General features: G+C 72.2%; 20 protein-coding genes. 11 read left to right on the forward strand and 9 right to left on the reverse strand.

Annotated elements, in window-relative coordinates:
- Positions 1 to 135: 135 nt before the first annotated feature.
- The 7 genes from HDA41_RS30790 to HDA41_RS30820 all read left to right on the forward strand — a co-directional run bounded on the left by HDA41_RS30790 (position 136) and on the right by HDA41_RS30820 (position 6966).
- Positions 136 to 834 carry a response regulator transcription factor gene (locus HDA41_RS30790; protein WP_059418198.1) on the forward strand — a complete coding sequence of 233 codons (699 nt, stop codon included), beginning with the start codon at positions 136 to 138 and terminating at the stop codon, positions 832 to 834.
- Positions 831 to 2312: a sensor histidine kinase gene (locus HDA41_RS30795; protein WP_184989724.1), complete on the forward strand. Its 1482-nt coding sequence runs from the start codon at positions 831 to 833 to the stop codon at positions 2310 to 2312. Before HDA41_RS30790 ends, HDA41_RS30795 begins: the two co-directional genes overlap by 4 nt.
- Positions 2313 to 2377: 65 nt before the next feature.
- Positions 2378 to 3505 carry an ABC transporter ATP-binding protein gene (locus HDA41_RS30800; protein WP_184993865.1) on the forward strand — a complete coding sequence of 376 codons (1128 nt, stop codon included), beginning with the start codon at positions 2378 to 2380 and terminating at the stop codon, positions 3503 to 3505.
- Complete coding sequence (locus tag HDA41_RS30805; protein WP_184989725.1) at positions 3502 to 4200, forward strand: ABC transporter permease; 699 nt, start codon at positions 3502 to 3504, stop codon at positions 4198 to 4200. Before HDA41_RS30800 ends, HDA41_RS30805 begins: the two co-directional genes overlap by 4 nt.
- Positions 4197 to 4862, forward strand: coding sequence for an ABC transporter permease (locus tag HDA41_RS30810; RefSeq protein ID WP_184989727.1), 666 nt, complete (start codon positions 4197 to 4199; stop codon positions 4860 to 4862). The genes HDA41_RS30805 and HDA41_RS30810 overlap by 4 nt, the downstream gene beginning before the upstream one ends.
- 91 nt (positions 4863 to 4953) lie before the next feature.
- Complete coding sequence (locus HDA41_RS30815; RefSeq protein ID WP_184993867.1) at positions 4954 to 5913, forward strand: ABC transporter substrate-binding protein; 960 nt, start codon at positions 4954 to 4956, stop codon at positions 5911 to 5913.
- Positions 5914 to 6036: 123 nt separating this feature from the next.
- Positions 6037 to 6966: a hypothetical protein gene (locus tag HDA41_RS30820; RefSeq protein ID WP_184989729.1), complete on the forward strand. Its 930-nt coding sequence runs from the start codon at positions 6037 to 6039 to the stop codon at positions 6964 to 6966.
- Positions 6967 to 6978: 12 nt separating this feature from the next.
- On the opposite strand, the gene HDA41_RS30825 is transcribed toward HDA41_RS30820, so the two are convergent.
- The 5 genes from HDA41_RS30825 to HDA41_RS30845 all read right to left on the reverse strand — a co-directional run bounded on the left by HDA41_RS30825 (position 6979) and on the right by HDA41_RS30845 (position 12102).
- A complete protein-coding gene (locus tag HDA41_RS30825; protein WP_184989731.1) occupies positions 6979 to 7563 on the reverse strand; it encodes a GTP-binding protein in 585 nt (194 codons plus the stop codon).
- Positions 7550 to 7909 (reverse strand): DUF742 domain-containing protein, encoded by a 360-nt coding sequence (locus HDA41_RS30830; RefSeq protein WP_184989733.1) that lies wholly within the window; start codon positions 7907 to 7909, stop codon positions 7550 to 7552. Before HDA41_RS30830 ends, HDA41_RS30825 begins: the two co-directional genes overlap by 14 nt.
- A gap of 1 nt (position 7910) precedes the next feature.
- Positions 7911 to 8342: a roadblock/LC7 domain-containing protein gene (locus HDA41_RS30835; protein WP_020271575.1), complete on the reverse strand. Its 432-nt coding sequence runs from the start codon at positions 8340 to 8342 to the stop codon at positions 7911 to 7913.
- 14 nt (positions 8343 to 8356) lie between these two features.
- On the reverse strand, positions 8357 to 10897 hold the full coding sequence (locus HDA41_RS30840) for a sensor histidine kinase (protein WP_184989735.1): 2541 nt from the start codon (positions 10895 to 10897) through the stop codon (positions 8357 to 8359).
- Positions 10898 to 11091: 194 nt separating this feature from the next.
- Positions 11092 to 12102: a substrate-binding domain-containing protein gene (locus tag HDA41_RS30845; protein WP_184989737.1), complete on the reverse strand. Its 1011-nt coding sequence runs from the start codon at positions 12100 to 12102 to the stop codon at positions 11092 to 11094.
- A 340-nt stretch (positions 12103 to 12442) separates the two neighbouring features.
- Between HDA41_RS30845 and HDA41_RS30850 the strand changes: the two genes are divergently transcribed.
- Both HDA41_RS30850 and mgtA read left to right on the forward strand, forming a co-directional pair.
- Complete coding sequence (locus tag HDA41_RS30850; RefSeq protein WP_184989739.1) at positions 12443 to 12790, forward strand: ArsR/SmtB family transcription factor; 348 nt, start codon at positions 12443 to 12445, stop codon at positions 12788 to 12790.
- Positions 12780 to 15284 (forward strand): magnesium-translocating P-type ATPase, encoded by a 2505-nt coding sequence (gene mgtA / locus HDA41_RS30855; protein WP_184989741.1) that lies wholly within the window; start codon positions 12780 to 12782, stop codon positions 15282 to 15284. The genes HDA41_RS30850 and mgtA overlap by 11 nt, the downstream gene beginning before the upstream one ends.
- Here mgtA and HDA41_RS30860 read toward each other — a convergent pair.
- A complete protein-coding gene (locus tag HDA41_RS30860; protein ID WP_184993869.1) occupies positions 15275 to 16831 on the reverse strand; it encodes an LCP family protein in 1557 nt (518 codons plus the stop codon). The two genes, mgtA and HDA41_RS30860, sit on opposite strands and share 10 nt — an antisense overlap.
- Positions 16832 to 16909: 78 nt before the next feature.
- Between HDA41_RS30860 and tatA the strand changes: the two genes are divergently transcribed.
- Positions 16910 to 17158 carry a Sec-independent protein translocase subunit TatA gene (gene tatA / locus HDA41_RS30865; RefSeq protein ID WP_184989743.1) on the forward strand — a complete coding sequence of 83 codons (249 nt, stop codon included), beginning with the start codon at positions 16910 to 16912 and terminating at the stop codon, positions 17156 to 17158.
- On the opposite strand, the gene HDA41_RS30870 is transcribed toward tatA, so the two are convergent.
- The 3 genes from HDA41_RS30870 to HDA41_RS30880 all read right to left on the reverse strand — a co-directional run bounded on the left by HDA41_RS30870 (position 17115) and on the right by HDA41_RS30880 (position 19652).
- Positions 17115 to 18395 carry a cytochrome P450 family protein gene (locus tag HDA41_RS30870; RefSeq protein ID WP_184989745.1) on the reverse strand — a complete coding sequence of 427 codons (1281 nt, stop codon included), beginning with the start codon at positions 18393 to 18395 and terminating at the stop codon, positions 17115 to 17117. The genes tatA and HDA41_RS30870 overlap by 44 nt on opposite strands.
- A gap of 127 nt (positions 18396 to 18522) precedes the next feature.
- A complete protein-coding gene (locus tag HDA41_RS30875) occupies positions 18523 to 18981 on the reverse strand; it encodes a DUF6114 domain-containing protein (RefSeq protein ID WP_184989747.1) in 459 nt (152 codons plus the stop codon).
- Positions 18981 to 19652, reverse strand: a complete 672-nt coding sequence (locus HDA41_RS30880; RefSeq protein ID WP_184989749.1) for a DUF6230 family protein — start codon at positions 19650 to 19652, stop codon at positions 18981 to 18983. Before HDA41_RS30880 ends, HDA41_RS30875 begins: the two co-directional genes overlap by 1 nt.
- A 646-nt stretch (positions 19653 to 20298) precedes the next feature.
- On the opposite strand from HDA41_RS30880, the gene HDA41_RS30885 reads away from it, so the two are divergent.
- Entirely contained in the window at positions 20299 to 20940 is a 642-nt protein-coding gene (locus HDA41_RS30885; protein ID WP_184989752.1) for a Tat pathway signal sequence domain protein, read from the forward strand.
- Positions 20941 to 21167: the final 227 nt, after the last annotated feature.

Consider the following 21167-nt stretch of genomic DNA (forward strand, 5'->3'; position numbering starts at 1 on the left):
TCGGATCCTGGGATACCGAGCTTGTCGCGGGGGAGCTGTCGGATTACTGTCGCTCAACTTTCAAGAGTTTATCGATCCGGCGGCGAAGGCTCGGGCGGCTATGGCGGCACACGAGACGTGAAGCACTATGAGCGGGTGGAAAAAGTACGACTCCTCGTCGTCGACGACGACCCGCCCATCGCCGACCTCGTCGCGACCGTCGCCCGCTACGAAGGCTGGGAAGCGGTCACGGCGTACTCCGGCGAGGACGCGCTGAAGCGGGCCGCCGAGTTCCACCCGGACATCGTGGTGCTCGACCTGATGCTGCCCGGCGTCGACGGCTTCGGCGTCCTGGACCGGCTGCGCGCCTCCGGCACGATGGTGCCGGTGGTGTTCCTCACCGCGCGCGACGGGGTCGCCGACCGGGTCGCGGGCCTGACCCGGGGCGGCGACGACTACCTGGTCAAGCCGTTCGCGGTGGAGGAGCTGATGGCCCGGCTGCGGACCGTGCTGCGGCGCAGCGCGGGCCCCGCCTTCCAGCGGTCCGTGCTCCAGGTCGGCGACCTGACCATGGACGAGGACACCCGCGAGGTGCGGCGCGGCGACAGACTGCTGTCCCTCACCCCGACCGAGTACGAGGTGCTGCGCTACCTGATGCGCAAGTCGCCCACCGTGCTCACCAAGGCGCAGATCCTCGACCACGTGTGGGAGTACGGCTTCGGCGGCCGCTCCAACGTCGTCGAGCTGGTCATCAGCCGGCTGCGCCGCAAGCTCGACGAGACGGACGACGGCGGCACGCCACTGATCCACACCGTGCGCGGATTCGGATACGTCCTGCGACAGGCCTCCGAGTGATCGCCCGGCTGCGGCGGGCCTACCGCGGGATGCGCCTGGGCACCCGGCTGGCCCTCGGCCTCGGCGCCCTGGCGCTGGTCGTCTTCGCCGTCGTCGGCACGGCCCTCACCACGTACATGCGCGACTACCTGTCGGCCCAGCTCGACACCCAGCTGGCACAGGCCCAGATCGCCCAGTCCAAGAGCATCGCCGACTACGGCACGCTCTCGGGCAAGAAGTACTACAGCTGGTTCTACGCCGTGTACGACGTCTCGGACGGCAGGCCCGAGCTGCGCAGGCCCGAGGACCCCGCCGACCTGCCCGAGGACGTCGACGACCTCACCGCGCTCGCCTCGGCGCAGAGCGCCGCGCACACGGAGCTGCTGCGCACCGAGCACCTCAAGGGCGCGGGAACCTACCGGCTGCGCGCCTGCGAGGTCGAGCCCGGGGTGGTCCTGGTCAGCGCCGCGCCCATGGAGGACATCGAGGACACGGTCGGGCAGCTGATCACCATCCAGGTCGTCACCTTCGGGCTCGCGCTGCTCGCGCTGGTGGTCTTCGGCCGCCGCATGCTGCGCCGCGGGCTGAAGCCGCTCAGCGACATGGCGTCCACCGCGCACGGCATCGCCTCGCACGACCTGACCGAGTCGGCGGCCCGGCTGTCGCTGCGCGCCGACGGCCGGGACGGCGGCCCGGAGGTGGACGAGCTGCGGACCGCCTTCAACACGATGCTGGAGCACATCGACGACTCCCTCGCCGTGCGCGCGGAGGCCGAGCAGCGGCTGCGCCGGTTCGTCGCGGACGCCTCGCACGAGCTGCGCACCCCGCTGATGTCGGTACGCGGCTACGCCGACCTCTTCCAGTACGCCGCCGCCAACGCCCCCGAGGAACGCGACCGGCACCTGGCCCGGCTGCGTGCCGAGGCCGCCCGGATGGGCATCCTCCTGGACGACCTGCTGCTGCTCGCCCGGCTGGACGCGGCGGAGGTGGAGGCGCCGCTGCGGCTGGAGGACGCCGACCTGGTGGAGCTGGTCCAGCACGCCGCCGACGCCTTCCGGGCCAGCCGGCCGGACCACCCGCTGACGGTGACGACCGGCACGGAGGCGGTCAAGGTGCGACTGGACCCGCAGCGCGTCCGGCAGGTCCTGGACAACCTCCTCGCCAACGCCGCCGTGCACACCCCGCCCGGAACCCCGGTGTCCGTGGAGGTCGTTGTCGCCTCCGGCGCCGCTCTGGTCCGGATCACCGACGCGGGTCCCGGCATCCCGCCCGAGGACCAGGAGCGCGTCTTCGACCGCTTCTACCGCGTCGACGAGGGTCGCAGTCGCGACCGCGGCGGCAGCGGCCTCGGCCTCGCGGTGGCCCAGTCCCTGGTCCGGGCCCACGGCGGCCGCATCGAGCTCAACAGCGAACCGGGGGCGACGGTGTTCACCGTGCGCCTGCCGCTGGACGAGGCGGGGCTCCCGGGCGCCCCGGGGCCGGAAAGGACCGCCGTCTAGACTCGACCGGCGACAGCCGTACGACCATGCCCATACGCTCCGCCAACCCGAAGGGCCCCGGCGTCTTGATACGGATCGATTCAGTCACCAAGCGGTACCCGGACGGCACGGTGGCGGTCGACCGGCTCTCACTGGAGATACCCGACCGCTCGATCACCGTCCTCGTCGGGCCGTCGGGCTGCGGCAAGACGACCACTCTGCGGATGATCAACAGAATGGTCGAACCGAGCGAGGGAACGATCCTCCTCGACGGCGAGGACATCCAGCGACAGAACGTCACCACCCTGCGCCGGTCCATGGGTTACGTCATCCAGAACGCCGGCCTCTTCCAGCACCGCACGATCGTCGACAACATCGCGACCGTGCCCCGCATGCTCGGCTGGGGCAAGCAGAAGGCCCGGGCCCGGGCCGCGGAGCTGATGGAGCGGGTGGGACTCGACGCCGCGCTCGCCAAGCGGTACCCGTACCAGCTGTCCGGCGGCCAGCAGCAGCGCGTCGGCGTGGCCCGGGCGCTCGCCGCCGATCCGCCGGTGCTGCTCATGGACGAGCCGTTCTCGGCGGTCGACCCGGTGGTGCGCAAGGGACTCCAGGACGAACTGCTGCGCATCCAGGAGGACTTGGGCAAGACCATCGTCTTCGTCACCCATGACATCGACGAGGCGATCAAGCTCGGCACGATGGTCGCCGTGATGCGCACCGGCGGCCACCTCGCCCAGTACGCGCCCCCGGCCGAGCTGCTGTCCAGCCCCGCCGACGCCTTCGTCGAGGACTTCCTCGGCGGTGACCGGGGCATCCGGCGCCTGTCGTTCTTCCCGTCCGCCGGGCTGGAGTTGACGAGCGAGCCGGTGATCCCGCTCGACGCCACCGCCGAGCAGATCCAGATGGCCGACCCTGACGCCCCCTACCTCCTGGTGACCGACGCGGACGGCCGGCCGCTCGGCTGGAGCGAGCCGCGGGACCTGGTCGCGGGGGACGTCCGGCCGGAGGAACTGCTGTCCTACGGGCGGCCGTTCGTGCCCGGCACCGACTCGCTGCGGGCCGCCCTCGACTGCGCGGTGCTGTCGCCGACCGGCTGGGCCGTCGCCGTGGACACCGGCGGGCGGGTGACCGGCGTCGTCTCGCAAGCGACCATCGGCGAGGCGATCCGCAGCGCCCACGCGGCGGGACGCGACGACGAGAAGGTCGCCGGATGAGCGACTACCTCCACGACTTCTTCGACATCCCGAGCGACCTCCAGCACAGCTGGATCGGCCTGGTCGGACTGCACCTGAGGGAGGCCCTGCTGCCGGTCGCGGCCGGGCTGCTCCTCGCGCTGCCGCTCGCCCAGCTCTGCGTGCGCTTCCGCTGGCTCTACCCGCCCGTCCTCGGCGTCACGACCGTGCTGTACGCCATCCCGTCGCTGGCGTTCTTCGTCGTCCTCATCGACTACACCGGGCAGACCGAACTCACCGTCATGATCCCGCTGGCCGTGTACAGCCTGGTGGTGCTCGTGCCGGCGATCGTCGACGGGGTGCGCTCGGTGCCGCAGGAGACCCTGTCCGCGGCCACCGCCATGGGCTTCGGGCCCGTACGGCGGTACCTCCAGGTGCAGTTGCCGATCGCGGTCCCGGCGATCATCGCCGGCCTGCGGGTGGCGACCGTGTCGAGCATCTCCCTGGTCAGCGTCGGCATGCTGATCGGCAACCAGGGCGCGCTCGGCAACCTGCTCCACGACGCCCAGATGTACAACCGGCCCGAACTGACCTGGAATTCCGTGATCACCACGGCCCTGCTGGCGATTCTCGTCGACGCCCTGCTGGTCCTCGTGCGCGTGCTGCTGACGCCCTGGATGCCCAGCGGCACGGCCGGCCGCGAGCAGGCGCCCGCCCTCAAGGACGCAGCCCGGTGAACGTACTCAACTTCGTCAACGCCTTCTTCAGCGACAGCGCCCACTGGCACGGCTACGACGGCATCCCGGCCCGCCTCGCGGAACACGTGCAGTACACCCTGGAGGCGCTCGCCCTCGCCGCCGCGATCGGACTGCCGATCGGCCTGGTCACCGGCCACTACGGGCGCGGCGGGAACGCCCTGTCCCTGGTCGCCACCGCCGGGCGGGCCCTGCCCAGCTTCGGCCTGCTCGTGCTGATGACGACCCTGCTGGGGTTCGGGATGCTGCCCGTGATGATCCCGCTGGTCGTCCTCGCCGTCCCGCCGATCCTCGTCACCACCTACGAGGCCATGCGGTCCGTCGACCCCTCGCCGGTGGACGCCGCCCGCGGCATGGGCATGCACGAGTCACGGATCCTCTTCCAGGTCGAACTGCCGGTCGCGCTGCCGCTGATCCTGAGCGGCCTGCGCTCGGCGGCCATCCAGATCGTGTCGACGGCGACCATCGCCGCGTACGTCAGCCTGGGCGGCCTCGGCCGGTACATCGTCGACGGCCTCTTCCAGGTCAACTACGAGAAGGTGGTGGGCGGCGCGACGCTGGTCGCCGTCCTGGCGCTGGTCACGCTCGCACTGTTCTGGGCGGTCGCGCGGGTCGCGGTGTCGCCCGGGGTGCGCAGAAGGTGAGAGGCAGAGCGCCTCAACCCGCCGCAGCACGACGCCGATTGTGACCAGGCTGCTCTTGACTGACCGAAGAGCGGCTGGCTTGGATCAATGGGTGATTACTACGGCGAAGAGCAGCACCCGGTCCATCACGAGGCACCCCGGCGCGGTCGCAGTCGCGCTCGCCGCGGCGGCGGCTCTTCTCGGAGGCTGTTCCTCCGGCGGCACCTCCGACGACCCGCTCAAGGGCGGCGGAGCGGAGAGCGGCACCGTCGTGGTCGGCTCCAACAACTTCGCCGAGAGCACCCTGCTCGCCGACATCTACGGCGAGGCCCTCAAGGCCAAGGGCATCAAGGTCACCTACAAGCCCAACATCGGCAGCCGTGAGACCACCTACGGCCTGATGAAGAACGGCGCCATCACCCTGCTGCCGGAGTACAACGGCTCCCTGCTGGCGTACCTCGACGCGAAGGCCAAGCCGAAGACGGTCGAGGAGACCACGACCGCGATCAACGGCAAGCTCGACTCCGAGCTGGAGCTGCTGAAGCCGTCGGCCGCGCAGAACAAGGACTCCGTGACCCTCAACGCGGAGACCGCGAAGAAGTACGAGCTCACCTCGGACTCCTCCATCGGCGACCTCAAGGGCATCGCCAAGGACCTGGTGTTCGGCGGCTCGCCGGAGTTCCAGACCCGGCACCAGGGCCTGGTGGGCCTGAAGTCGGTGTACGGGCTGGAGTTCAAGACCTTCAAGTCCCTCGACGCGGGCGGGCCGCTGACCCGGACGGCACTGAAGGACAACACCGTGCAGGCTGCGGACGTCTTCACCACCGACCCGACCATCGCCCGGGAGAAGTTCGTCGTCCTGAAGGACCCCGAGAACCTCTTCGGCTTCCAGAACGTGCAGCCGCTCGTCCGCAAGGGCGAGCTGTCCGAGGAGGGCGTCGAGACGCTCGACGCGGTCTCGGCCAAGCTCGACACGAAGGCGCTCCTCGACCTGGACGCGCAGGTGCAGCTCCAGAAGAAGGACCCGCTGGACGTGGCCAAGGCGTGGCTGAAGTCGGCGGGTCTGGTCTGAGCGGCTGCCCGTCACGATGTGATAACGGGCTCGACCGGAGGGGACAGGGACCGAACGCGGGCCGGGGGCGGGGCGTCACAGGAACGGAATTGCCACCGGTCACCGTGATCCCCTGGGAGAGCCATGCGTACCGACATCACGCGCACCGCCCGGATTCTCACCGTTGCCGTCCTGTGCGCCGTCGGTGCCGGCGCCGCGGCAGGGTGCGGCAGTGCGGAGGCCGGCCGCGACGGGGGCGAGGTCCGTGGCACCGAGTCGGCCTCGCGGTGGGAGACCCGCCCCCGCGAGGTGGCCGGTGCCTGGGACGGCTCCCCGGCGGCCGCGCAGTGGCGCGCGGGCTACCACCCCTTGGGGACGGTCGTCCAACTGCCCGCGGGCGGCCTCCGCGACGACGCCGACCGGCGCGCGTACGCGACCGGCACCTTCGACCTGCGGGCACCGCTCCCCTTCGCCCGGGGAAAGAGCGGCCGGGTGGTGTGGACGGAAGGGGGCTCGCTCACCAGGCCACTCGTGGCAGCCGAGCGGGCCTACCGGGCCCTGGACCGCAACAGCGGCCCCGGTCCCCGACTGACCGTCACCAAAGCCGAGTTGGGGGACATGACCGTGCTCACCAGTCGCGGGCCGGCGACCGTCCCGGCCTGGCTGTTCACCCTGGAGGGCTATGCCGCTCCCCTGAAGAGGGCCGCCGTGAACCCCTCGGAGTCGCCCAAGTCGCCCGTCGCACCGCTCGGGCCGGACGTACCCATGGACGTGCTGACGCCGCTCGGCGGCCTGACAGAGGTGGCGGAGGACGGCCGGTCCGTCACCGTGATGGCGCACCACGGATCCTGCGACGACGGCCCCGTCGTGACGGCGCTGGAGACGCGCGGCAGCGTCGTGCTGTCCGCCTCCGTGACCGGCACCAGCGACGGTCCCTGCACGAGTGACCTGCGCGGCGAGAAGGTGACGGTGAAGCTGGACCGGCCGGTCGGCGACCGCATCGTCCTGGACGCGTTCACGGGCCGCCCGGTGCCGTACACCGAATGGCCCGGGAACACACCCGGCGGGAGCTGAGACACCGCGGGTTCAGGCCTGCACCGCCGTCGTGATCAGCTGGTCGATCAGGGCGATCAGTACGTCCCGGCACGACTCCCGGTCCCGCGCGTCGCACAGCAGCACCCGCACGTGCTCCGGAACCGCGAGCGCCTCCCTGATGTCCTCCGGCGGATACGGGTGTTCGCCGTGGAAGCCGTTGACGCCGACGACGAACGGGATGCCCCGGCGTTCGAAGAAGTCGATCGCGGCGAAGCTGGACTCGGGTCTGCGGACGTCGACCAGCACCACGGCACCGAGCGCGCCGAGGGCCAGGTCGTTCCACATGAACCAGAACCGCTGCTGCCCCGGCGTACCGAACAGGTACAGCACCAGGTCCCGGCTGATGGTGATGCGGCCGAAGTCCAGGGCCACGGTGGTGGCCCGCTTCTCCTCGATCCCGTCCAGGTCGTCGACGTCCAGACCGGCCATGGTCAGGGGTTCCTCGGTGCGCAGCGGGGCGATCTCGCTGACCGACCCGACCATGGTGGTCTTGCCCACGCCGAAGCCGCCGGCGATGAGGATCTTGACCGTGTCGGGTGCCGAGGACGCGTCGGTGGCGACGTCAGAGCCGGCCAAGGCCGTCCCTCACTTTCTTCAGCAGGTCCAGGTCCGGAGTGGTGCGGGAAACGAGGCGCGGCGGACGGACGGTGATCCGGCCCGCCTCCAGCAGGTCGCAGAGCAGGATGACGACCACGCTCACCGGCAGGTCGAGCCGGGCGGCCAGCTCCGCCACGGCCATCGGCTCGGCGCACAGCCGGAGGATCCGGTTGTGCTCGGGCTGGCACCGGGCCGCCGCCGTGGGCTGCGGATCGACCGCGGTCACCGTCGCGATGAGCGTGAAGTCGGCGCGGCTGGGCCGGGTCCGGCCACCGGTCAGCGCGAACAGCCGTACGAGCCGTCCCGCCGAGTCGCCTCCGCCCACCTCACACGCCGGGGTCGACGACGGGCCCGGCCATGCCCCGCGGTGCCGCGCTGAGGTGCTCGCCGATCTTCTTCACCAGCATGTTCATCTGGTACGCCACCACACCGACGTCCGCGCCCGGCCCGGTGAGCACGACCAGGTGGGCGCCGGGACCGGCGGAGGTGAGGATCAGATAGCTGTTGGCCATCTCGATGAGTGCCTGGCGCACCGGGCCGCCCCGGAAGTCCATGCTGACGCCCTTGCTGAGGCTCATCAGGCCGGACGCGGTCGCCGCGAGCCGCTCGGCGTCGTCGCGCAGGAACCCGGTGGACTTGCTGACCACCAGGCCGTCCTCGGACAGCACCACGGCCTGGTTCACGTCGGCGACCCGCTCCACGAGTCCGGTCAGCAGCTGGTCGAGCTGGGTGTGCGTGGCGGGGATGGGGCGTGTCATTGCGGTGTCCTTCGTCAGCGGTCGGCGGGCGGAGTCGAGGGGACAGGGGCGGCGGCCTGCCGGGGTGGTGCGGCCGTGTCCTCGGCGTAGGGCGGCTCGGCGTCGTCGTCACGGGCCCGGAGCGTGCCGCGCTGGAAGCCGGCCAGGGAGGAGGCGGCCGCTTCCGCTGTGAAGTCGTCGGGGGAGCCGTCGCCGCCGGCGGGCGCGGGCTCCTCGCGCAGTTCCTCCACCAGGCTGGTCTGCGGCACCCGGCGGGGGAGCGGGGCGAGACCGTCCCGGCGGGGGATGGCCGAGCGGGTGGCCGATGCTGCGGACGCGGCGGCGGGGACGGCGGACGCGGCGGCGGAGGCGGCCCGGGCCGCGGCGACGGGCCGGGACCCGCTCGCGGACCCGGCGGTGCTTCCGGCGCGCGCCGGCGTCTCGATTCCTTCCGGCGTCCCGGCTCCTTCCGGCGTCCCGGCTTCCTCCGGCGTCCCGGTCCCCTCCGGCACCGCCGCGCTCTCCGGCACCTCGGCGTGCTCGACGCCCGCCGGGCTCCGCCCGTCGACCGAACCCGGTACGTCCACCGCACTCCGCCCGTCGTCCACCGGGCTCTGCCCGTTCTTCGTCACGCCACCGTTCTCCGAAATCTCCTGCACCACGATGTCGTGCGGTATCAGCACGATCGCGGTGGTCCCGCCGTAGGGCGACGGGCGCAGGGTGACGGCGATGCCGTGCCGGTGGGCCAGCTGGGCGATCACGAACATGCCGAGCCGCAGGTCGTCGGCGAGCGCCACCACGTCGAACTGCGGGGGCACCGCCAGCTGTTCGTTGAAGGACGCGTAGTCCTCCTCCGACATGCCGAGGCCGCGGTCCTCGACCTCGACGGCCAGGCCCTTGGCGACCATCCCGGCCCGCACCGTGACGGCGCTCGGGGCGGGGGAGTACGCGGTCGCGTTGTCGATGAGCTCGGCCAGCAGATGGATGACGTCGGCCACCGCGGGCGGCGCGAGGCACACCTCCTCCTCGGTGTGCACCTCCACCCGCTGGTACTCGGCGACCTCGCCGACCGCACTGCGCAGGATGTCGATCAGCGCGACCGGCTCGCTCCAGCTGCGGCCGGGCCGTTCGCCGCTGACGATGACGAGGTTCTCCTCGTAGCGGCGCAACTGGCTGGCCGTGGAGTCCAGTTCGTACAGGCCCTTGAGGATGTCCGGGTCGGAGTGCTCGCGTTCCAGCGTGTCGAGCCTGCTGAGCTGGAGGTTGACCAGGTTCTGGCTCTGCCGGGCGATGCCCAGGATGACCTTCTGGAAGCCGCGCCGGGTGTCGGCGAGTTCGACCGCGGTGTGCACGGCCGTGCGCTGGGCGGTGTTGAACGCCTGGGCCACCTGGCCGAGTTCGTCGTGGCCGTAGTCCAGTGGGGGCGTCGCGGACTCCGGGTCGACCGTCTCGCCCCGCTCCAGCCGCGCCACCACGTCGGGCAGCCGCTCCTGCGCGAGGCTGACGGCGGCCCGGCGCAGGCCGCGCAACCGCCGGGACAGCGAGCGGGTGATCCGCCAGGACATGCCGACGCACACCAGCAGCGCGAGCAGTCCGCCGGCGCTCAGGATCCCCGCCTTGAGCAGCAGCCCGTCCGCCTTGTCGGCACTGCGTTCGAGCAGGCCCGTCGTCTGCTGCTGGATCAGGCTCGCGTACTGCTCGGACAGCTTGTCCATGGCGGCGTTCCACCGCTTCTGGGCGTCGGGCAGGGCGATCCGGTCCGCGGCGGCGCTGGAGTTGCGGGCCGCCAGCACCTGGTCCTCGACGGCCTGAAGCGTCTGCCACTCCGGGCTCGCCAGGATCCGCTCGGTCTGTGCCTTGGCGCCGCCGGTCAGCTGGGGCACCACCTGGTCCTGGACCAGCCAGCGCCGGGTGTTCACCAACTCCGCGAACTGCACCCAGGCCTTGTCGTCGAGATGCCCGGACGGCCACGCCAGCGTCAGCTGCGCGTCCTCCCGGGAGACCAGCTCCGCCGCGTGCTCCAGCCCGACGAGCGGCCCGGCCTGCGAGGTGAGGTCGCCGTCGTCGACCTGGGAGAGCTCCTGGAAGGCGTGGATCTGGTCGTCGATGATCGAGGAGTACTGGTCCAGCGCCTGCTGCGCGGTGATGTCGGTCGGGTCGTCCACCTGGTCCCGGTAGTACTCAAGGCTGCCCACCGAGCCCAGCACCGAGTACAGCCGGTCCGAGACGCGGGAGGGCGCCTTCTCGATCGCGTCCGCCTGCCCGACCAGCTTCGCGACCGCCGCGTCGGTCTCCTCGCGCTGCGCGTCGAGGGCGGCCCGGGAGCCGTGCGGCGAGGCCAGCCAGGCGGCCGACAGGCTGCGTTCCCGCTGGAGGGCGAGCGTCGTGTCGGTGCCCATGGCACCGGTGGACCGGCTCAGCTCCGTCTGGTCACGCAGCCGAAGTCCCTCCGAGAACATCTGGATGGTCGTCACACCCCACATGGCCGCGAGGGTGACGCTGGGCACCAGGGCCACAAGCACCAGGGAGAGTCGTATGGATCCGAGGTGGCGCCGGGCACCTGTCCGTCGAGACATCGTCGTCCTAGGGCGATCAGCGGGGAGGGAGGAACGGGGAGGCGGATCGGTCGGGGCGGGGGGTGGAGGACGGGCGCGGGGGTGTGGGGGTGCCGGTTACGGCACAAGGGATGAGCAGGATGCTATCCGTACAAGTGACCGCACGGGCCGGGCCTGACCGAATCTTTGGCGACACCGTCACAGGACGTGCCCGGTCACCGGGTCCCGGCGGCGGCGAACCGTGCCACCGCGGACACGTTGGACCTGGTCACGAACGCGGGACCGGTGAGCACCGGAGCCGTCCCGCCGCCGCTGACGTTGCCGTTGGTCCGGTACAGCCACAGGGCGTCCACCGCGAGGTAGCCCTGGAGGTAGGGCTGTTGGTCCACGGCGAACTGCACGTCGCCGTCCTGGACCGCCTTGACGAGGTCCTTGTCGAGGTCGAAGGTGGCGACCTTGGCTCTGCTGCCGGCCCGCTCGACGGCCTTGACCGCGCTGAGCCCGTACTGGGCGCCCAGGGTGACGACCTCGTCGATGCTGGAGTCCTGCCGCAGCCGGGACGCGATCGTGGCGGTCACCGCGTTCATGTCGCTGCCGTCCACGTACAGGTTGTCGGTGTCGCCGGCGAACGTCTTCCGCACGCCGGCGCAGCGGGCCTCCAGCGCGACGTTGCCCCGCTCGTGCACGACGCACAGGGCGTGCTTGGCCCTGACCTCGTCCAGCTTGTCGCCGACGGCCTGGCCGGCGACGGACTCGTCCTGGCCGAAGTACTCCAGCAGGCCCGCGGGCCGCCAGGCGTCGATGCCGGAGTTGAGCCCGACGACGGGTATGCCGGCCGCCTTGGCCCGGGCGATCGGGCCCCGCATCGCCGCCGGCTTGGCCAGCGTCACCGCGATGCCGTCGACCTTGTCGCCGACCGCGTCCCGCACCAGCGCGGCCTGCGCGGCCGCGTCGGAGTCGCTGGCGTACGTCAGGTCGATGCCGTCCTTGGCGGCCGCCGCCTCGGCGCCTCTGCGTACCAGGTCCCAGAAGGCGTCGCCCTTGCCGCCGTGCGTGATCAGGGCGACCTTCATCCCGTCGCCCGGCCCGCCCACCGGGTCCGCGTCCGGCCCGTCGTCGCTCGCGCCGAGGACGGAGCAGCCGGCCACCAGCAGACACACGGCGGACACCAGGGCCGCGACACGGGTGAGTCTCGCGGAGGTGTGCGGCGGGGGAGGAGTGTTCATGAGGGGCGGACCTCGCTGTGCGGCCGAGCAAGAGCAGGGGGAGAGCACTCACGGACCGCACCTGAGCACGGACCGGATGACTCTCGCTGGCCCGGAGCCAACCGTGTGTGAGCACTGGGCGTCAAGTGAGCAGCCACATGCCGTGAGTTGCCGCTGCCGCATCGTGATGATCTGTCCGACGGGTCGAACGATCGAGGTCATCCCCCGGATTTCCGTACCGTCCGTGCGGTTCGGACGTCGCCGCGTACCGCGCGGAAGAGGCCTCCCGGGCCGGCTGCCGGGGCCCGCCTAGACTGGTGCGGCTCGCAGGACGACGAAGGCGGCGGAAGGGACGGCGACGGTGGCGGCAGCCGGCAGTGGCTTCGAGGACCCGCCCGCCGACGTGCTCACCCAGGCGGCCGCGGCCTTCGGGCTGCTGGCCTCGCCCGCCCGCCTGCACATCGTCTGTGCGCTGGCCCAGGGCGAGAGCGACGTGACCGGCCTCGCCGAGCGGGTCGGCGGCGCGCTGCCCGCGGTCAGCCAGCACCTCACCAAGCTGAAGCTGGCCGGACTCGTCCGCTCCCGCCGCGAGGGCCGTCGGCAGGTGTACTACGTCGACGACCCCGACATCGTCGACGTCGTACGGCTCATGATGGGCCGGCTCACCGACCGCGCCGCACCGCCGCGGCGCCGCCTCCATGGCCTCTGAGGCCGCCGGGGGCACCACCCTGGAGGTGCTGCGGCGGCTGGAGTCGGGGCCCCGGGGGCTGACCGGGACCGAGGCCGCGGCCAGGCTGAGCACCCACGGCGAGAACACCCTGCCGGAACGGCGCACGCCGTCGTGGCCCCGCCGGTGCGCGTACGCCCTGCGCGATCCCTTCACCGCCGTCCTGCTCTGCCTCGGCGTGGTCTCCGCCGCCGTCGCCTCGTGGGGCACCGCCGTGGTCATCCTCGCCCTGGTCGCGGTCAGCTGCGTGCTGCGCGCGAGCGGGGAGCACCGGGCCGACCGCTCCATGGCCGCCCTGCGCGAACTGGTCGCCGGCACGGCCACGGTGGTGCGGCGCGACGACACCCGGGAGCCGCCGCGGCCCCGCGAGGTGCCGGTCACCGAGCTGGTCCCCGGCGACGTCCTCCGCCTCGGCCCCGGGGACCTCGTCCCGGCGGACGTACGACTGCTGCGCGCACGCGGCCTCACGGTGCACCAGGCGGCCCTCACCGGGGAGTCGGCGCCGGTGGTGAAAAGGGCGGCGGAGGGGCCGCCCGGGTCGGGTGGCCCCGACGACTCCCCTCTCTGCTTCCAGGGCAGCACCGTCGCCACGGGCACCGCCACCGCCGTCGTGGTCGCGACCGGGGACGGGACCCGGCTCGCCGCCGCTCACCGGCAGCCGGCCGCCCGCCGGGACGGCGGGGCCTTCGACCGGTCCGTGCACGGCATCTCCTGGGTGCTGATCCGGTTCATGCTGCTGACGCCGCCCCTCGTGCTGATGGCGAACGCCGCCCTGCGCGGCCGCGGTCCGGAGACACTGCCCTTCGCCGTCGCGGTCGCCGTCGGGCTGACACCCGAGATGCTGCCGGTGATCGTCACCACCTGCCTGGCCCGGGGCGCCGCCCTGCTGGCCCGCACCCACGGCGTGATCGTCAAACGCCTGCCCGCCCTGCACGACCTGGGCGCGGTCGACGTGCTGTGCGTCGACAAGACCGGCACCCTCACCCAGGACCGGCCGGTCGTCGAGCGAGCCCTCGACCCGGCCGGCCGGGACGACCCGGAGGTGCTGCGCTGGGCCGCCGTCGGCGCCTGGTGGACCCTCCAGCTCGCCGAACTGCCCGCGCCCGACGCCCTCGACGAGGCCCTGCTGGAGGCGGCCGGGCCGGTGGGCGAGGAGTACGACGGCGTGGACGCCGTGCCGTTCGACCCGGTAAGGCGCTTCTCCACGGCGGTGGTACGAGGCTCCCCCGGGCGCCACACCGTCGTCGTCACCGGCGCCGCGGAGGCCGTGGTGGAGCGGTGTACGACGGAGCCCGGCGAACGCGACCGGCTGCTGGCGCTCGCCGCCGGGGAGGCGGACGCCGGGCTGCGGGTCCTCGCCGTCGCGACGGCGGACCGCCCTGCCGGTGCGCGCGGCCCCGACCCACGGGGCCTGACCTTCAGGGGCCTGGTGACCTTCCGGGACGCCCTCGCCCCGACCGCCGCCGAGGCCCTGCGCGGCCTGGCCGACCGCGGCGTCACCGTGAAGGTCCTCACCGGCGACCACCCCGCCACCGCGGCCCGGGCCTGCCGGGAACTCGGCCTGGATCCGGGGGAGGTACGAAACGCCGCCCAACCGGGACACCCTCTGGGCGACGCCACCGTCGTCGCCCGCTGCACCCCCGAGGACAAGGCCCGCATCGTCGCCGCCCTGCGCGCCGCCGGGCACACCGTCGGATTCCTCGGCGACGGGGTGAACGACGTGGCCGCGCTGCGTGCCGCCGACGTCGGCCTCGCGCCCCGCTCCGCCGTCGGCGTGGCACGGGAGAGCGCCGACGTCGTCCTCGCCGAGAAGGACCTCACGGCGATCGGCCACGCGATCACCGCCGGCCGGCACGCGAGCGGCAACATCGCCTCGTATCTGCGCGTCACGCTCTCCTCCAACCTGGGCAACGTCGTCGCGATGCTCGCCGCCGGCCTGCTCCTGCCCTTCCTGCCGATGCTCCCCGCCCAGGTGCTCGCCCAGAACCTGTGCTTCGACGCGGCCCAGCTCGCCTTCGCCCACGACCGTCCCGGCGCGGCGGCCCTGCGCGGTCCGGCCGTGCTGCGGCCGCGTTCCTTCCTGCGGTTCGTCACCGGCTTCGGCCTGCTCAACGCGGTCGCCGACCTCGCCACCTTCGCCGTGCTCGCCTTCGCGCTCGACGGTCCCGACGCCGTCGACGACGAAGCCGTGTTCCACTCCGCCTGGTTCACCGAGAACCTGCTCACCCAGGCCATGGTGATGCTGCTCCTGCGCACCGGCCGGCGCGTCGAGGGCAGCCGTACGCCCGGCCCGGTCGCGCTCGCGGCGGCCGGCCTCGCCGCAGTCGGCCTGCTGCTGCCGCCGAGCCCCCTCGGCGCGGCCCTCGGCATGACGGCCCTGCCCGCCGCGTTCTACCTGTTGCCGGCCGTCGTCCTCGGCCTGTACGCCCTGGCCCTGACGGCGGCGCGGGCGCGGTACCGGCGGCGTCAGCCGTAGGTGAGGTCCGAGCAGGGGTTCTCGTCGGCGGACCGGGCCCCGTCGGCCACCTCGGACGGTACGGCGGTCGGAGTCGGAGTCGGAGTCGGAGTCGGAGACGCGGAAGCGGACGCGGACGCCGCCGGGGTGTCCGCGTACGACTGTCCCAGCACGACACTGATCCCGCTGCGGGTCACGGGCTGGAGTTCCGCGCCCGGGAAGGCCGCCGCGACGGTCCGGGCCCGGTCCTCCAGGCCGGGGCCGTACTCGACCAGTGTCGTGGTGTGGTCCTGGGCGGACGCCGTCGCCGTACCCGTGACGGTGAAGCCGTCCGAGGTGAGAGCGGCGGCGGCGCGGGCGGCCAGGCCGGGGACGGAGGTGCCGTTGTAGACGGCGACGTCGATGCCCTCACCGGAGACCGGCGTGGGGGAGACGGGAGCCGCAGAACCCGACGCCCCGGTCTTCTTCCCGCCGGCGTCCTTGCCGTCGATCGTGCGGTCGGCCCTGAGCGCGGCCCAGAGGTCGTCGGCGTCCGGCTGCACGATCGCGACCCGCGAACCCTCGTAGCGCCAGGGCAGGGTGACGAACTTCGTGTCGTGCAGGTCGATGTCCTTCAGGGACATCGCGAAGGAGATCAGCTTGTCGGCGGAGCCGAGGCCGGGGTCGACGGTCAGCGACTTCGTGGCGGCCTCGGCCAGCGGCAGCAGCCGCGTCGGGGTGAGGCCCTTGCTCTTCACCTCTTTCAACAGGCTCGCCACGAACGCCTGCTGGCGCTTGATCCGGCCGATGTCGGAACCGTCGCCGATGCCGTGCCGGATGCGGACGTAGTCCAGCGCCTTCTGACCCGAGACGGTCTGCTCGCCCTTGTGGAAGAGCAGCTTGCCCGGGGCGGTGAGGTGCGGATCGAGATCGTTCTCGTACACGTCCTGCGGCAGGCACACCCGCACCCCGCCCACCACGTCCGTCAGCCGGGCGAAGCCCTTGAAGTCGACGACGACGGTGTGGTCGACGCGCATTCCGGTGAGCTGTTCGACGGTGTTCTGGGTACAGGCGGGGTTGCCCTTGGCGGTCTGTCCGACCGAGTAGGCCGCGTTGAACATCGTGTCCGGCTGGGCCTTCGTCCAGGTGCCGTCGGGCAGTCTGCACGGCGGGATGGTGACCAGGGTGTCGCGCGGGATGGAGACGGCGACGGCGTGCCGGTGGTCGGCGTAGACGTGCAGCAGGAACGCCGTGTCGGAGCGGCCCACGTCGTCCTTGTCGCCGCCGCCCAGGGCCTCGTTGCCGCCGGTGCGGGTGTCGGAGCCGATGACCAGGACGTTCTCGCCCTTCGACGAGCCGGCCCCGGGGCGGTCGTCGGAGAGGCCGCCGGAGTCGAAGGTGCTGATGTCACCGTCGAGCTTCAGATACAGCCAGCCGGCACCGGCCCCGGCGAGCACGAGCAGGGCCAGACAGGCGGCGAGACCTGCCCGTACGCCTCGGCCACGCCGGCGACCGCCCCGCCGCCTGTGCTCCCGCGGGGCGGCCCTGTGCCGCGGCGGCTCCGTCCTCCGGCTGCTGATGACCGTCATCGGCGTCTGCTTGCCTCTCACCCGGGGGTTGTACAGTTGCGCAATGTAGCAACTGTCGAGGAGAGGGAGGGCAATGACGTGCTGCGCAACGGACTGGAGCCCTGGCATCTGCTGATCGTGGCGATCGTCGTGATCGTCCTGTTCGGCTCGAAGAAACTGCCCGACACGGCGCGTTCGCTCGGCCGCTCGATGCGGATCCTCAAGAGCGAGGCGAGGGCGCTGAAGGAGGAGAGCGCGGCGGGCCCGGACTCCGGGGATCCGGCCGGGCCCGCCGCGCCGCCCGTCAGCCCGTCAGAACCGGCAGCGACCGATGGCCGTGCGAGATGAACGAGTCCACCGGCCGCAGCTCGTCCGCCGGTACGGCGAGGGCGAGGCCGGGGAACCGCTCGAACAGGGCCGGCAGGGCCACGCGCGCCTCCAGCCTGCCGAGCGGGGCGCCCAGGCAGTGGTGGACGCCGTATCCGAAGGCCAGATGGTCCTTCGCGGCCCGGGTGACGTCGAAGGTGCCGGCGTCCGGGCCGTGCTGCTCCGGGTCGCGTCCGGCGGCGGCGTACGCGGCGAGGATCGCCTCGCCCTTGCGGATCACCCGGCCCTCCGGGCCGCCCAGTTCACCGAGGGGCAGGTCCTCGACGGCGTAGCGCAGCGGCAGGCTGGCCACCGGCGCCTCGGCCCGCAGGGTCTCCTCGATGACGTCGTCCCAGGAGGCGCGACCGGCGCGGACGTGCGCGAGCTGGTCGGGGCGGGTGAGCAGCGCGTGGACGGCGTTGTCCAGCAGGTTGACCGTCGTCTCGTGTCCGGCGCTGATCATCAGCATCAGCGTGTCGAGCAGCTCCTGCTCGCTGAGCCGCGTACCGCTCTCCTCCTCGTGGGCCGCGATCAGCGCGCTGGTCAGGTCGTCGCCGGGCGCCGCCCGTTTCACGGCGACGAGCTCACCGAGGACGGCGTAGAACCGGGCGTAGTTGTCGGCGACCTCGGCCGCGTCGGCCGAGGTGTGGAAGACGCCGTCCACCGCGACGCGCAGCTCGGGGCCCAGCTCCTCGGGTAATCCGAGCAGTTCGCCGATGACCTGGATGGGCAGCGGGTAGCAGAACTCCTCCCGCAGATCGACCGCGTGGCCGTCCGCCGCACCGTCCGCCCCACCGCCCGCCGCGCTGCCGGCCCCGGCCTTGGCGACCCGGTCGAGCAGCTCCGCGGTGATCTCCTCGATCCGGGGCCGCAGCGCGGCGGTGCGGCGGGCGGTGAACGCCTGGGCGACGAGGGTGCGCAGCCGTTTGTGCTCGGTGCCGTAGGCCGTGAACATGTTCCGCACCGCGACCCAGGTGTACAGCGGCCAGTCCGGTGAGACCTCGCCGTCGAGCCAGCGGTGCCAGTGCCGGCGCGCGTCCTTCGACACCCGTGGGTCGGTGAGCAGCCGCTTCAGCAAGGGGGCGCTGCTGACCGCCCAGGCCGAAACGCCGTGGGGGAGTTCGACGGGGGTGACGGGTCCGCGCTCGCGGATCCGGTCGGCCTCGCCGTGGATGTCGCGGCCGGTCGGGTCGATCACTATCGGATGCGTGAACTCCATTGAACTCTCCCTGGGCTGGCGGCGGTTCGCATGACACACGGACGCGCCTCGTGGGCGGGTCCGCGACACGTCCAGCCAAGTGGCCGCGGCCGGGCCACGCCAGGGGGTGGAGAGTCACTGGCCTGATTCAGGCGGCCTGGCCGGCCTCCTGCTCCAGGGGATGCGCCACCGCCTTGGCGGCCCGGGCTTCCTTCCTGCGCTGCCGCCGGCTGATGCGCGGTTCCTGGTCCGGCAGCCACCCGAAGGTGAGGCAGCTGCCGACCACGCCCAGGAGCAGGCCCACGAAGAAGCCGCCCAGGTTCGAGGTCAGCCAGCTCCCCAGGGAGACCAGCACCCCGATGACCGAGTAGAACAGGCGTTGGGAGGGGTTGAAGAGGATCAGCACACCGCACAGCAGCATCACGGCCGGGAGCAGGTAGCCGGCCAGGCCCTGCATGCCGACGTGCAGGATGACGTCCAGCGATGCCTTCAGGGTGAGCAGGACCTCCGCCCCGCCCAGGGCGAGCAGCAGCCCGCCCCAGAAGGGACGGCCCGCCCGCCACCGGCGGAAGGCGGGCCGGATCCTCCCGCGTGGGCCGCCGGGCATCAGCAACCCGACCCGCTGAAGCCCAGTTTCAGCCCGGGCAGCTTGAACACACCTGCCGTCGTGGCGTAGTTGGTCTGCCGCAGGTTGGCGATGTGCACGGTGTCGGACTGCTGGCTGAATACGCCCTTCGGTCCGCGGCCCTTCGGCCCGGCCTTGTCGAGCGTGCTGGCGTCGTTGCCGATCTCGATGTCGGTGAAGGCCGCGTCGCCCGTGAGCTCCGTGGAGTCGGTGGTCAGGTCGCTGGCCCGGACCTTCTCCGCGCCGCCACCCGCCCTGATGACGAGGTTGGTGCCGCCCAGGTCCACGCTCTGGCACAGCTTGGTGAGCGTCGCGTTCTTGATCACGGAGGTGACGACCAGCACCTGACCACCGGTGTCACCCGCGTTGGGGCTGCCCTCGGCCATCTCGTCCAGACCGCCGAACTGCGCGAAGCCGGTGCCGTTCAGCTCGGTGGCGGTGACCGTGAACGGCATACCGGAGATGGCGAACTGCACGCCCAGCGCTCCCTGCGAGGTGAGGATCGCGAGGCCGGCCGCGACCGTGGCCGCCGGCACCGCCATCACCGCGGCCCGGCGTGCCCGGACCCGCCCGCGTCGCGCCGGGACGTCACCGACGTCCGCGGCGGCGGGGCCGTCCGGTCTTTCGAGGGTGTGCTCGGCGGAGGAGGTCATGTCTGCTCCAGGTGCGTGTCGGTGCGGATCGGACTTCGGTGGCACGTTGCCCTGGCGCGGACACCGGCCGCGTACGCACGCTTTCCCCGCAACTCCCGGCGGTTGCAAGGGCTTTCTCGTTACGCCGCAGTAGCCGACTCGGAAGTTACCGGGGGTTACATGAAGGGTCAAGGGAAGTGTGAACAAAGAGTGTGCAATGTGCGCCCTATGTGAGTCACCGCCCTTCGGGAGTCCTCAGTGAACGCACAACTCCCTTGCTGAACCTTGACGTTGACAGCCGGGCGGGTCTACAACTCTCCTCGTCCCACCGGATCCGTGGCGCCGGATCCGCCGCGCGGCACCGTCCGCGTCTCCCGGACCCGCTCGTCCCGTACGGGCAGCTCGCCGCCCGGTACGTCGCACAGGCTCTCCACTGCCCGAGTCCGACCCTTCACGGCACCGGCACGGGTCCTTCCCCAGAGTGCCGGTGCCACCCCCCCCGCCCGGCCCGGCCGGAGGCCCGTCCCCGTGCGTCCCTCCGGCCGGTCACCGGTCTGCCGTTGCCGGTCCGTCACGTACGGAGAAGGCGTGACGGACCGGCGACGTCGGACGCCGAACCGCGTCGTCCCCGCACCCTCACCCCGCTTCAGAGAAGAGGCACACCCGCATGCGTACACGCACCCTCCTCACCCTCACCGCAGCCGTCGCCGCCCTGGGCCTCACCGCCCCCGCGTCGGCGGCCGACACCCCCGTCCTGACCACCGCCGACGGCGCGGCCGTCGCGGTCGGCGCCGTCCTCGACGCGTCCCTGGCGAGCGGCACCGCCGCCACCTTCTACTCCAGCGCGACCGGCACCAGCGGCATCTCGTGCACCTCGTCGGCGTTCGCCGCCACCGTCACCGACAACCCGGCCGCTCCCGGTACCGCCACCGAGTCCCTGACCTCGCACAGCTTCGACACCAGCGGCTGCACCGCCAACGTCGTCGGAGTGCTCGGCGTCAGCGGCATCACCGTCGACAACCTGCCCTACACCACCAGCGTGTCCTCGGACGGCACCGTCTCCGTGACCCCGGGCACGGGCTCCGCCATCCAGTCCACGGTCCGGCTGCGCACCCTGCTCGGCACCATCAACTGCGTCTACCAGGCCCCCAGCCTGACCGGCAAGGCGAGCAACGCCGACAACAGCATCACCTTCACCAACCAGCAGTTCACGAAGACGTCCGGCTCGTCGCTGTGCTTCGCCAACGCCTTCTTCACCGCCAAGTACGCCCCGGTCACCACGGGAGGCGTCGCCGTCAACGTCAACTGACGGCTGAGCGGCGTCGGTTCAGCGCCGACGCGGCCGTACCGCCAGGGCGGCGCCGCCGGTGAGCACCAGCACCGCCGCGGCGCCGCCCGCCGGCATGGGCCGCTCCGGGTCATTTGCGCCCAACTGGCCGCCATAGAGGGTGGGTTTCCGGCTGGATCGAGGGTTTCCCCCGTATCCCGATGACCTTCCCTTTGCCTATCGTTCCTGCACAGCTGACCCACAGGTAA

Origin of the sequence: Streptomyces caelestis (assembly GCF_014205255.1) — a bacterium.
Classification (GTDB): domain Bacteria; phylum Actinomycetota; class Actinomycetes; order Streptomycetales; family Streptomycetaceae; genus Streptomyces; species Streptomyces caelestis.